General features: G+C 59.8%; 8 protein-coding genes and 3 pseudogenes. 8 read left to right on the forward strand and 3 right to left on the reverse strand.

What is annotated here, in order from left to right:
• The first annotated feature begins 110 nt into the window (after nucleotides 1-110).
• The 4 genes and pseudogenes from B0G80_RS24900 (at nucleotide 111) to B0G80_RS24920 (ending at nucleotide 5,453) form a co-directional block, all read left to right on the forward strand.
• Nucleotides 111-1,379 (forward strand): IS256 family transposase, encoded by a 1,269-nt coding sequence (locus B0G80_RS24900; RefSeq protein ID WP_408968216.1) that lies wholly within the window; start codon nucleotides 111-113, stop codon nucleotides 1,377-1,379.
• Between the two features lie 419 nt (nucleotides 1,380-1,798).
• Entirely contained in the window at nucleotides 1,799-2,026 is a 228-nt protein-coding gene (locus B0G80_RS24905) for a hypothetical protein (RefSeq protein WP_116120447.1), read from the forward strand.
• Between the two features lie 91 nt (nucleotides 2,027-2,117).
• Nucleotides 2,118-3,581: pseudogene (locus tag B0G80_RS24910) on the forward strand (carbohydrate porin).
• 741 nt (nucleotides 3,582-4,322) lie between these two features.
• The gene (locus tag B0G80_RS24920) at nucleotides 4,323-5,453 is read left to right on the forward strand and encodes a VIT1/CCC1 transporter family protein (protein ID WP_116120451.1); all 1,131 of its coding nucleotides are present in this window, start codon (nucleotides 4,323-4,325) and stop codon (nucleotides 5,451-5,453) included.
• A gap of 332 nt (nucleotides 5,454-5,785) precedes the next feature.
• Here the strand turns inward: B0G80_RS24920 and B0G80_RS47155 are convergent, their stop codons facing one another.
• Nucleotides 5,786-6,586 carry an ATP-binding protein gene (locus B0G80_RS47155; RefSeq protein WP_309568782.1) on the reverse strand — a complete coding sequence of 267 codons (801 nt, stop codon included), beginning with the start codon at nucleotides 6,584-6,586 and terminating at the stop codon, nucleotides 5,786-5,788.
• Nucleotides 6,587-6,602: 16 nt separating this feature from the next.
• A complete protein-coding gene (locus B0G80_RS47160; RefSeq protein WP_258879022.1) occupies nucleotides 6,603-7,607 on the reverse strand; it encodes a GAF domain-containing sensor histidine kinase in 1,005 nt (334 codons plus the stop codon).
• 1,426 nt (nucleotides 7,608-9,033) lie between these two features.
• Between B0G80_RS47160 and B0G80_RS46050 the strand changes: the two genes are divergently transcribed.
• The 4 genes and pseudogenes from B0G80_RS46050 (at nucleotide 9,034) to B0G80_RS24960 (ending at nucleotide 12,435) form a co-directional block, all read left to right on the forward strand.
• Complete coding sequence (locus B0G80_RS46050) at nucleotides 9,034-9,186, forward strand: hypothetical protein (protein WP_164862532.1); 153 nt, start codon at nucleotides 9,034-9,036, stop codon at nucleotides 9,184-9,186.
• 183 nt (nucleotides 9,187-9,369) lie between these two features.
• Nucleotides 9,370-10,055, forward strand: a pseudogene (locus tag B0G80_RS24945) (aldo/keto reductase).
• A gap of 1,193 nt (nucleotides 10,056-11,248) precedes the next feature.
• Nucleotides 11,249-11,638 (forward strand): PleD family two-component system response regulator, encoded by a 390-nt coding sequence (locus B0G80_RS24955; RefSeq protein WP_116120457.1) that lies wholly within the window; start codon nucleotides 11,249-11,251, stop codon nucleotides 11,636-11,638.
• Between the two features lie 212 nt (nucleotides 11,639-11,850).
• Entirely contained in the window at nucleotides 11,851-12,435 is a 585-nt protein-coding gene (locus B0G80_RS24960) for a transposase (RefSeq protein ID WP_258879023.1), read from the forward strand.
• Nucleotides 12,436-12,594: 159 nt separating this feature from the next.
• On the opposite strand, the pseudogene B0G80_RS47175 reads toward B0G80_RS24960, so the two are convergent.
• Nucleotides 12,595-12,864, reverse strand: a pseudogene (locus B0G80_RS47175) (IS110 family transposase); the annotation flags it as partial.
• Between the last annotated feature and the right edge of the window lie 262 nt (nucleotides 12,865-13,126).

Below are 13,126 nucleotides of genomic sequence, written 5' to 3' on the forward strand. Positions count from 1 at the left end.
GTCCGATGCCGGCTTGTGTCGGCGAAGCAACCGCGAGATAGCCGCCGCAGGAGAGCCTGTCAGAATTTTAGTGTGCCGAGGTCATGAGACGATAACGGAAACAACGTCCTATGACCGAAGCAACTGTGACTAAGAAGATCAAGAACCCGAAGGCGCCGAAGCTGTTTCCCGATGAACTGATCGATCAACTGCTGGCGCAGATTCAAAACAAGGATGCGGAGTCGGTTCTCGGCGAATCGGGCCTGGCCGGGCAACTGAAGAAGCAACTGGCTGAGCGCATGCTGGCGGCGGAGCTCACGCATCACCTGGAGAACGAGGTTGAGCAAGGCAAGGCCGGCAACCACCGCAACGGCACGAGCCACAAGACGGTCATCACGCCCAACGGCGAACTGAATCTGGATATCCCGCGTGACCGGCAGGCAACGTTCGAGCCGCAACTGGTCGGCAAGTATCAACGCCGGCTGCCGGGCTTCGACGATCACGTCATCAGCATGTACGCGCGCGGCATGAGCGTGCGCGAGATCCAGGGCCATTTGCTGGAACTGTATGGCCTGCAGGTGTCTCCCGATCTGATTTCGACTGTCACCGATGAAGTGCTGGCCGAGGTCGAACAGTGGCAGCAACGCCCGCTTGAGGCGATGTATCCGATCGTGTATTTCGACGCACTTCGGCTGAAGATCCGCGACGAAGGCACGGTCAGGAACAAGGCGGTGTATCTCGCGCTGGGCATTCGCGCCGACGGCCGCAAGGAAGTGCTGGGTTTGTGGATCGAGCAAACCGAGGGAGCCAAGTTCTGGCTGAAGGTCTTCAACGAACTGAAGAACCGTGGCCTGCACGACATCCTGATCGCGGTGGTTGACGGTTTGCGCGGCTTCCCGGAGGCGATCGAAGCGGTCTATCCGGCCGCCCAGATTCAGACCTGCATCGTGCATCTGATCCGCAATTCGCTGAATCTGGCGAGCTGGAAGGACCGCAAGCCGTTGGCGGCTGCGCTCAAGCCGGTCTATCAGGCCGCCTCGGCCGAGGCGGCGGCAGTGGCGCTCGACGCCTTTGCGCAAAGCGAATGGGGCCGCAAATTCCCTACCGTCGCGGCCATGTGGCAACGCCAATGGGAACAGGTGATTCCCTTCTTCGCCTATCCCCCCGAGGTGCGTCGAATCGTTTATACGACCAACGCCATCGAGAGCATGCACATGCAGTTGCGCAAAATCGTCAAGAATCGCGGCCACTTCCCCAGCGACGAAGCCGCCAGCAAACTGCTGTATCTGGCCTTGCGCAACATCGAAAAGGATTGGAAGATGCCGCCTATCACCTGGCGGCAAGCTGTCAATCAGTTCGCCATTCTGTTCGGCGAGCGATTCACCGCCGCCATGAGCTGAGATTTTTTAACCGACCTCAGCACACAAAATTCCTGACACCTCCCCGCAGGAATGGTCCTTCACCGCTAACTCGCTCTGGTCGGGTTAGCGCGCTTCATCGCTGACTGGCTTTCTGCAGGTCTGTCAGCGGGACGCTCCCTTTGTCTGGCCGCCTGTCGCAAGTGCGCTTGCGAGATGCAGTCACGTCTTCACACGTCGCCCGGCTTTGTCAGGCTGGACCGGAGTGGGCTTATGTTCGTCAAATCATTTGTCACGCCTTTCGACAGGGCACTGCATGTGCTGCGCCTCGTGCCACTCGCTTCCCGGCTGCTGTCGGCGCGCAGCCGCCTGAACTGGGTCGGCCCGTTTGCCGCGTGTGTGGGTCCCGCCACATTTTGTCGTCGTGCCATCCGCGGAGCGCGCGACTGCCGTACAGGTCCATGCACGCCGCAGCCTCGCCGGCGCTCGCGTGTGCGCCGCGCCGGGCGGGCGGGATGGCCGCTCACGCGGCGCTTCGGATGGCTTATGCGGGCAGCCCACTGACGCCGACCGGCTACGCCATTCTGGCGCTGACGGTCGCCGCCGTCGCGCTGGTTGCCATGCTCTCCACGTCGTCGGTCGGCAACGAACTGGGCCGCGCGATGTGGCTTAGCTGGTGGTTTTCCTGAGGCGGACCGCGAGCGAGGTCCCGCTACATTGCGCATGTCATGTCCATCAACGGGCAGATTTTTCTGCCAGATAACCCTGCCTTGATTCGTCATGAAGAAAAACCTCCAGACCAACCTGTTGCTCTCCGGTGCGCCGGTCAGCCTGACCTTTCTGCTGTCGCTCGGCGTCGCGCCGTCCGCTTTCGCCCAGGCGAGCGCGGAGGCCGCGCCGGCCGAAGCTCCTGCGCAGGCTGAAGCCCCTGCGGCGCAGCCTGCCCCCCTGACGGAAGGGATAACGCGGCGAATTCAGAGCCGACACCGCCAGCGCCGACCGGCTTCTGGGACCGTTCGAGCCTGCTCAGCGACATGGGCGGTCTGCGGCCGTGGCTCGGAAACCACCGGGTCACCTTCAACCTGTCGGAAACGAGTGAATACCCGAACAACCTGTCAGGCGGAACGAAGCGCGGCGGCGCTTACGACGGCCTGACCTAGTTTGGCCTGGTCGTCGATACGGATAAAGCCTTCGGCCTGCCGGGCGGCATCTTCAACGTGCCGGGCCTGCAGATTCACGGCACCAATCTGACCCAGCGGAATCTGCAGACCCTGCAAACCGCGAGCGGCATCGAGGCCAATGCCACGACGACACTTTGGGAACTGTGGTACCAGCAGTCCCTCCTCGCGGGGAAAGAGGATGTGAAAGTTGGGCAGCAGAGCCTCGACCAGGAATTCATGACAAGCCAGTATGGGGCCAAGTTCATGAACGCGACGTTCGGCTGGCCGGTGCTGCCGTCCACCGACATGCCGGCGGGCGGCCCCGCCTATCCGCTGTCGTCACTCGGCGTACGCGTGCGTGCCACCCCCGCGGATTCGTGGACTGTGCTGGCCGGCGTATTTGATGACAATCCGGCGGCCTTCGGCGCGGGCGACCCGCAGCAACTGAATGCCGACGGCACGAATTTCAACCTACGCGAGAGTGCGCTGTTCATCGGCAGGTGCAGTACGCTGTCAACCAGCCGCCGGCTAACCCGTCGGACCCGAGACCCAGAGGTCTGCCAGGCAGCTACAAGCTGGGCTGCTGGTACAACACCGGGAAATTTGCCGACCAGCAGTTCGGTAACACCGGCCTGTCGCTCGCGAGTCCGGCCACTACCGGCGATCCACGCAGTCACCGGGGCGACTACAGCTTCTACGCGGTGGCCGACCAGATGGTCTGGCGTACGGGCGCTGACAGCCCGCGATCCGTGGGTGTGTTCGCCAGAATCATGTGCGCGCCGCGTGACCGTAATCTGGTCGACCTCGGGGTGAACGTCGGTGTGACACTTAAGACGCCATTCAAGGGGCGTGACAATGACGTCGCTGGGCTGGCGCTCGACTACGCGAAGATTGGCTCACATGCGCAGAACCTCGCGGGCGACACGGCTTCGCTTACGACGCCGGGGTATCCGTCGCGCAGTGCGGAGACCGTCATCGAGGCAACCTATAAGTACCAAACCACGCCGTGGTGGCAGAAGCAGGCGGACTTCCAGTACGCATTTGCGCCATTCCGAGTCCGGATGACCCGTCGCAACGTGTCTGAAACGTAGCAGTGGTGGGCTTGCGTACCAATATCGTTTTCTGACGAACTGGTCAGTCACATGCACATGCCGGTTCCTGGAACGCCGGAAGCCGTCAGAGCCATCGGCCGGCTCTTGCATCTGAGGCGTCGGGCGAGAATGCCCCTGTGAGGCGCCGCCAGTCTCCTGGGGTCGTTTGTGCCTCTTCGGCTGTAGCGCAGGTAATGCGCCGTCCGAGGTCCGCCGTCGCTCGGCGCTGTCGACCCCACAATGCCTACGGCCTCGAATCGACCCAGATTAGTCCCCAGACCGTTGCGTAGCTTATCGCCTGCTCGTCGTCGTAAAAGAAATCCAGTGAGTCGAAGGTCCGGGGCGGACGCCCCGGTTGTTCAATAACGAGGTCTGCCGAATGCAAGCCATTGCGGGTCGGCCTGGTACTTGCACGCAGACGACACCCTCGATGCGAGGTGAGTCTCGTAGCTGCAAAATTCGGCTGGATTTGCATTGTCGTTTGTGGAAGGAAAGTTCGCGCTGTCTCTCAGCGACGCGATTGTCCCTGCCATGCGTTAAGTTTCGATGACGCGGCTTCCTAATCGCCGTCGCGCGTGCCGATTCCCTTCAATCGGCGCAACGCCGTGGGGAGCCGAATCGGCATGAGAACCGTTGGCGTTCTCGCTTAACGTGAGGATTAGGGACTTCCCGGACTGCCGTGCAAAAAAGGGTTACGCTGCGCGACGGGACAGACGAAGGGCAAGGACATCACGATGGCATCGAAACACGAAGTGCAACGATATCGGGCGAATCTGTCCGACGAACTCCATAGCGCTGCGTTGTATGAAACGCTCGCAAAGGTTGAGCGTGATGACACGCGTAAGGAAATCTATAGTGACCTGGCCAAATCAGAACGCGAGCATGCGCAGGTTTGGGCCGACAAACTGAACGCCAATGGCATCCGGCATCGCGGAGCAGCCCCCGCTGTGAAAACACGCCTGATGAAGACGCTAGTGCGGATTTTCGGTCCGGGTTTTGTCTTGCCGACACTGGCCGCCGCCGAGCACGCCGACCGTAACAAGTACCGGGGTCAACCGGATGCGGGGCGCATGTCGGCCGACGAGCACCACCATGCGGCGGTCGTCCAGGCACTCGCCGGAGGCGCTGGCGACCCCGAAATCTCGCAAGGCGCGCGCATCGCTGCGGCAGAGTCGTGGCACAAGGGAGTATCGTCAGGCAATGACCTGCGCGCCGCAGTGTTGGGGGCGAATGACGGACTGGTTTCCAATTTCTGCCTGATTATGGGCGTGGCGGGTGCGGGAACCGGAAACAAGGCCATCCTGCTGACAGGGCTGGCGGGATTGGTAGCCGGGGCATGTTCGATGGCGCTTGGTGAATGGCTGTCGGTGACCAACGCACGCGAACTGGCTAGCACGCAGATTGCGAAGGAGGCTGACGAACTGGAGACGTCACCCGAAGCTGAAGAGCACGAGCTCGCGCTCATTTACCGCGCCAAAGGCCTCGATGCGGCCGAAGCGAAGCGCGTGGCATCGCAAATGATGCGGGACAAGGACAAGGCGCTCGATACCCTGACGCGTGAGGAACTCGGACTGGACCCGGCGGAGCTGGGCGGCAACCCGTGGTCGGCGGCGGGTGTGTCTTTCTGCCTTTTCTCCGTCGGCGCCATCTTTCCGACAATGCCGTTCCTGTGGTCCCACGGCTTCAGTGCAATCGTTCAGTGCATCGTCCTGAGCGCTTTAGCTTTGGCCTCCATCGGCATCTTCACATCGCTTTTTAACGGGCGTAGCGCACTGTTTTCGTCATTCCGGCAGGTCATCATTGGTCTTCTGGCGGCGGGATTCACCTTCGGCATCGGCCACGCGCTTGGCGTGTCCATCTCATGAACCCCTGGCGCGCTGCGCCGCTGTGATTGATGCGGTCAGGGTCATCGAGATGGAACGTACAACGCAAATTGAAGGCTACCGGAATCGACAGGGAGACGCGCCTGGTTGGTTGCTTGCAGAACGCGGCTTAAGGCACGGCTGCCGGTCCTGCTGGTGAAGCGTTCGCGCATCCGGGCTCTAGGCGAGGTGCACACCCTGCTCGACAGCCGCCCCGAACTGATGTGGATTGGTCCACATCGGTACACGCGTTCGATAGAAAGACGATGACTGAGCACCGGCGTCATCAGGTCATCAACGACAGGTCTCGCGGGATGGCTAAGCTGCAGCGTGAATCACCGCGCCGATTGTCCGATAGCGAGTCCGCGAACGGGTATTCCGAGGACGCGAGTTAGAGAGCGCTTTGCTTTGCCGTTGGGGATTCCTGCGATGACCGCTGCAGGTGGTGGCGCAACGCGCCCGTGGAGTGCTACCCGATATCGCCCAGTCCGCCATCTGACTTGCCTGACAGTATGTGCTCGAGTTTGTCCAGAGAAAGTGGCTTCGACGGGTGGTAGTCGGAACCGGCGGCAAGGGCCCGGGACTTGTCCGATTCGGCTGCGTAGCCGGTCAGCGCCACCAGCATGACGTCGTTGAAGCCAGGGTCCAGCCGGACGGCGGGCGACCTCAAAGCCGTCCATCACCGGCATCCCGACATCAATGAGCGCGACGGTGAGGTGGTGCTCTGACATCAGCCTGATTGCGTCGGCTCCGTTATCCGACGTAGCGACTTCATAACCTTCCACTTCTAACAGAACCCCTAATGCCTCCAGGGCGTCGCGATTGTCGTCGACGACCAGCAGTCGCGCCCGTTTTGTCTTGAAACTTGCCTTCGCCTGGTGAGTGATATGCGTGTCGGCGATGGACCTCAGTATCGGCAACCTGAGGCGTACCGTCGTTCCACAGCCGGGACCGTTGCTGTGCAGCGAGATTTCTCCGCCGTGAAGCTCCACCATGCGTTTCGCGACGGCTAGTCCAATTCCGAGGCCACCCTCCGCCCGCGCTGACTCGCTAGCAGCTTGCGCAAATAAATCGAATATTCGTTCCTGAGCAACGGATTCAAGGCCAATGCCATTGTCCTGAAGCTCCACAAGCACTGAGCCGGACAGGCCGTCATGTGAGCCGCCAGCCTCGACGCTTACGTTCAGCCGGATTGTCGCCGCCTACGGCTGTGTACTTTGCGACGTTCGAAAGCAGATTGCCGAGGACCTGACTTAGCCGGACATGGTCAGCGCGAACGGGGACTTGGTCGTCGAGGCCGATAATCATTAACTTGTGCTTGCGCGCCTCAATGCGATGCCTGATTGCCGACAGCGCATCGAACGTAATGTCGTTGAGCGATGTGTCGCTGAGCTTGATAGCAAGCTTTCCGTGCTGTAGGCGGGCGGCATCCAGAAGGTCGTCCACGAGCGTGCGCAGATATCGCATCTGCCTCTGTGCAATATCTAGCACACCGGCCGCTCGCTGATTATCGGCGCAGAGGCGTCTTGCTGCGCCAATTGCACTGTCTATCGGCGCCATCGGGTTTCGCAGTTCGTGGCCAAGCATGGCGATGAACTCGTTTTGCCTGCGCTCGCTCTCCTCGCTGAAGTCGCGCGCGTCAACTATCTTCAGCGAAGAGCCCGCGAAGACGGCAAGATTCGATAGCAGCCGGGCGTCTTCAAAGTCAAATCTGCAATCGTCCCGGTGGGACATGACCCATATCGCACCGAGGTCTCTCCCGGCTACATTGATTGGGACAACAACACCCTCCAAGACGCATATACCGGGGAATGACAGAGAGGGAAATTGCGCCTGTGGCTCCGCAAACAGCTGCGCGGCGCCCGCCTCCAGTGTGATTCCGCAGGGACGCTCGTTCCCGGAGGTTGTCTTACCCTGCAGGCCGGCACAGCGTCCTGATACGGCAAGCCAGCGGAAGACCCGCTTCCCCTGCTGGTGCTCAATGAGGCTGATGCCCGCGCTGCCTGCACAGCACAGCGACATGGCGGTATCGGCAATCGACTGGAGAAGTGTTGCCCGCGAGCCGGCTTGGGCCCACGCGAGAGGCGCCTGGTTTTCGGCTGCGTAATCTGGCGCCCGAGCACGTCGTCGGGCAAGCTCGCCAGTGTGACCGGGCATCTGTTATCCAGGAATGAGGGAGACGGGAGACTGGCACGAGGCTGGGCTGCGCGCACAGATTTAACGGTTCCAGTACGCCTGTCTCTCGCTGCAGCGGCACATAGAACAGTACGGGATGGAGCCCGCGAAGTCAACGACGGGGGCTCTTCCGTGGCCCCGGCGACAGGTGCTTCGCAGGGCGTTGTCACGTTCGCGCGCTGGTCAGCTAAGATGACGTGATGAAGAAGACGAAATCGCACTACCATGGCCATCGATTACCGGCGTCAGTCATCAGCCACGCGGTTTGGTGATATTTCCGCGTTCAACTCAGCCTTCGCGCGAGCTAGCGAGAGGAAAGCCTCGTGGATATGAGCGTAGCGTTCTGCCAATAGTAGAAAATATCCATGCGGTGCCTGCGTACTGAACCTGGTTCATTGCATTGCTACGCCGCCAAACGATGCTCATAGTACGGCCTCTGTCCCTGTCATCAAGTATCGCAGCGCCGCCAAATCCGATGCATCCGGATTGAGACAAGCAAATGCGGTTCGCCAGGCGCGGACCAGCGCGACCACAAGCGAGCTACCAGCATATCGTGTGAAGGGTTCGGCTTAAATTCCAGTACAACATTCTCGTCCTTCTCACCCGGCGCAAGCTCGCGGTCTTCCATCCTGGCTCGACTAACGTTCTCATAAAACTCGTTGACCATAAGAACGCCGTGAGAGTATCCGACCATCAACCGCCTTGCTACAAATGCGATGACACTGAAGCGTTCCGGCAGGCCGAGCCGGACGCACAACCCGACGCGGAGACTTGACGTTCGCTCGCGTCGTGGAGCGATTGTGGTTCGCAAGCCTGCGAGAACACTCATCAAGCTTGCCAAGTCCGTTCGATTCTGTCGGTCGCGATGCGTTTGCTCCCAATAGCGCCGCTTGTGGCCCTGCTTTGCAGGGACCGCTCGGCATCGGCCAGGCGGATGCATGCTTGTTCAGGTCTGCTCGGTGCGTGGCTCGCAAGCGAGATTAGACCGAAGATCATAAATTGGGCGGTGGTCGCGTCATTCGTGGTGACGGCCGTATGGATTCTCATCACGAACAAGCTCAGCGACGCTGATGCGGTCTCCACGACGCATTCAATTGGCGTCCTTGGGACCACGGTGCTGGCGTTCTCCGTTCTGGAAATAGGCGACAAGACACGGATCGTTACTCGGCGAACCGTATCCTACCGGCGATTTTACGAGATATACGCGGGTATAAGTTCTCGATGCCAAGCACTATCAACGCGATACGTTGGAAGAATGGATTTTCCAACCCACCGCGCGTACCGTTACTTCATGTCGAACCCGTTCCCGCTGCGCGCTCCCGACGCAGGGTTAGCACATCTGCTCAGCCGCAGGAGAACAACATCTTCAATTCGACTATGTACCGGCACGGGGGCACAGGAAATCGCCATGTTCATCTATTCGATACGCTATCGCGATGTTTGCGGCCGCTGGTCAGTTGCCTTCGTACAGGCCGCTTCACAGTCCGACGCTGAGGCGATTGCAACCCGCCGTTATGGCGCTTTCCATTCCGCCAGCCGAGCCGGCTCACAGCAAGCATGACTAAGGCAGCGCAGATGCTGGACTTGAATCAGCTTGGGGGAGCATCAATGGAAGCTTTGAAGACAGAGAGAATTGAACTTCCACGCGTCGGATTTGGCACATTCCGCATGCCACGTGATGGCTGCCCCGCCGGTAGTCGAGAGTGCGCTCGAGCTTGGATATAGACACATCGACACTGCCAAGATGTATCAGAACGAGGAAGCCGTAGGCGCCGCGATTGCCGCCTCGGATCTCGCACGCAAGCAGCTACATCTGACGACCAAGGTATGGCACGAGAACCTCGAGCCGGAGTCGCTCCACCGCGCACTGGACGCCAGCCTCGGCAAGCTCGGTGTCGACTTCGTTGACCTGTATATGGTGCATTGGCCGTCGCGTGACATGGACCTCGGCGCCGTCATGGAGACAATGCAAGGCTTTCTGCAGAAGGGCACAGTTCGCTCAATCGGTGTGTGCAATTTCAACGTGACGATGCTGCGAAAAGCTGTCGAGGAAATCGGCGCACCCATCGCCCGCCACCAGATTGAATACCACCGTTCCTCGACCAATCGAAAATGCTGGGCTACCTGCGCGAGAAAGGCATTCCAATCGTCGCCTATGCCCCATTTGGACAACGCAGGGCCGCGAGCGACCCTGTATTACAAGGAATCGAGCTCAAGCATGGCGTGACCGCTGCCCAGGTTGCACTCGCGTGGCTTCTGGAACAGAACGGGCTGGCCGTTATTTCCAAGGCTCAACGCCTCGAAAGCCAGAAATCCAATCTTTACACGCTGGCGGTGAAACTCGACGATGATGACCGGCAAACTATTGCGGCGTTGGCAAAGAACCACCGTTTCGTCACTCCGACGTTCGCGCCGCAATCGGATGCATAAGCGTTGTCTTCCCGTCGCAGAGTCCGTCCGCTAGTCATTGCCGCAGCGCTAGCGCGCAATCGACGTTGATTCATCGACATTTATCTCATCGCAACCTACGGAGCAGTCCATGTACTTGCTAGCCGCCTTCATAGTCAACCTCGCCCACGTCACGGCCTCTCATCGCTCCATGTCGAGCGCACCGATGGCATCCATTTTTCCGAGAATAGGGTGGGTAACCTGTGCTCGGTACTCGCACGACCGCATTGCCAATATATGAGTGCAGCGGCTGCAATCGCATACCTGGTTATTGCTTCAGTTCGTTTTGGTTCTCGTAAAGTTCACCTCCTCGCACCCGACCTCAATGCGCTCGCGTTTGCCGCTCAAACCCCTCAGATTGTCGACCGCGCGCTTAAACCGTCCGTTGCCCTGGATTGGATTGAACAGTGTGGGCTATGCGAGGAGTCGGCAAGTGTGCGCATCGATTCGAGTATGAGGCGACGCAATGATGTCCCAACACCTAACATTTGCAATAGGGCTTGGCGCCATTCGCACCTACCCTTCCTGGGGCAGCTATGGCCCGCGTCGATGTCGGACCAGATATCGGGGTTCCCGCGACTGTGTATTGGCCACCGCCGCCCGCCTTGTGATTCTCGAAGCTGGGGGATGTCAATGAAAGCCGGAGAATACGCATCTAGCACGCTTACCTGCATTTGCATCTTGGGAGGCGCGTGGAACGGGCTGGGGATTCATGGATTCGAGGGCGTATATGACGACTACCGCGGGCTTCGAGCGTTTGACGACTTCGTCGATGCCTTCAGGTGGGTCGTGGACACGTATCCATATATTTGCTATGACTCTTTCCGCGATATGGTGGTGACTGTCACGGACGATTCTGGTTACGGCAGTGATGACCCCGATTGCGCATTGCTGACGATGCGGATGCCGGACCCTGAGACGCTTCGCGTCTGTTACGACGAGCACAGGGTCCGAATGGAGCGCCCGGCCGATTAGCGCCGCTTTACAGTGTCGCGGCGGTCAATTCGTGTGTCGGACTTCGAAATTGGTACGTTCGGAAGTCGAAGGCGAAGTGGCTTGACGTCCCTGGGCAATTCCGGCGAGCAACGAAGCAGGCGACTCAACCGCGCTGCGCTGTTCCCCACTGGAGCTCGCGCAGTCGTTCCACACCTCAATGGCCAACGGAGAGCCGACGCATGTTTTCAATATTGTTGGTCGATGATGAGCCGGATATCAGGTCCGCCTGGCAACTGATACTTGAACTCGAAGGCTTCCACGTGCTTTGCGCGGAGAACGGTAAGCGGGCGCTTGAACGCCTCGAACATCATTTACCCACCCTCGTTATCACGGACTGGACGATGCCACGGATGAACGGGGGTGAGCTGTGCCGCGAGATAAGGGGTCAACGCCGGCTGGCAGGTCTGCCGATTATTATTCATAGTTCTATCGAACAACCTGCGGCAGGCGAAATCAGCTGGTCTGTTTTTCTCCGAAAGCCCTGCCAGGTGGACGTCTTTGTGGATACGGCACGTCGGTTGTGTGTGGACCAGCTCCAGTCCTGCCGCTCGCGCCTGCATACCGTTTGAGGGCCGGTGAAGAATCGGTCGTTGACCGCTCGGCTCAGTACCGCGTTACACCTGTGGCACAGCGGGTTGACGTGCCTCGACGGACCGTCGCCGTCGCGGCTTGGGCCCTGCGAAGGGCGCTGATAATCATATAGCCGGCCCCCTCCGTTCGACTCGAACGGCTGGCGTAGAGTCGGAGGTGCGAACACCGACGTGACGCACAGGAGGCCGGCATGAACAAGTTTAGTGGAATCGACCTGCACTCGAACAACAGTGTGGTCGTGGTCAGCGATGAAACGGACCGGGTTGTCTACCAGAGGCGGTTACCGAACGATGCGCTCCAGATTCGGGCCGCTCTGGCACCGTACCGGCCCGAACTGGTCGGGGTGGTCATCGAAGCCACGTTCAACCGGTACTGGCTGGTGGATGAGTTAATGGAGGATGGCTATCAGGTCCATCTCGCGAACCCAGCGGCAATCAGGCAGTACGAGGGCCTGAAATACGGCGGTGACTTCACCGATGCAGCCCATCTGGCGCAACTGCTGCGTCTGGGGCTATTGCCAGAAGGCTACATTTATCCAGCAGAAGAGCGGCCAGTACGGGACCTCTCGCGCAAACGAATGCAATTGGTGCGCTGCCGGACCGCACAGATACTCTCAATCGAAAACCTGCTTTCTCGACAGACAGGTCAGCGGATGACCGGAGAAGTGATCAAGCATCTGAGCGACGAGCAGGTAAATGCGCTCGGTTTTGCGCCTGATGTGACGCTCGCCAAATCCATTCTTCGAGCGTTTGAACTTGTGCACACAGTTGTTTGAGTCCAGGTCTTACCTGTTTGCCAGTGCAACGTTACCTTGCGCAACCTTGACTGTGGAGTCGAGAATGAGAACGGCGTGGTACGGTGATGGGTCAAGTCACCGTGGCAGGCGGTGGCTAGCTACCGCTGTATGAGCGACCGTGAGCCAAGCAAGCCCATTAAAGTCCGCACGTCCAATGTAGTTCGCGCCATGCTGGAGCAGAAACGACTGCAGTCGGCATCGTGCCTGTTTAAGGCCTTCCCATGACGATGATCAACCGCGGGCCAGATCGCGAAACGCTTCGTCTTCCACCGTTTGCACATGCACGGGCGGACAGATCGCCGGCTCGCGGGAACGCACCAGCCTGATGGCGGCGCGCCGGTCTGTCTTGACAGGCTCGTCGGGCTTGCGCGGGATGAGCGATGGTGCGCACTCCATACAGTCGAAGCCCTTGTCGAGACTGCTGACTGATTAATTAGGCGCCTCGTTACAAGCTGCCATTACTGGCATACGCAACGTTCTCCGCGCTGTCGGCGACCGTAGTTTTGCGGCGCACAGCGATCAGCGCAGACCCCGGGGAGCGGGCGACCGTGACCTATCCGGTCACATGTCGCGCGATCTATACTGTCGCGACAAGACAGATTCGTTCGTGCGCCTTCCTGAACCGTCGATTGAGCGCTGAACCAACGCGGCTTTTACGTCCGTCGGTGTT

Source organism: Paraburkholderia sp. BL6669N2 (assembly GCF_003387275.1).
GTDB lineage: Bacteria > Pseudomonadota > Gammaproteobacteria > Burkholderiales > Burkholderiaceae > Paraburkholderia.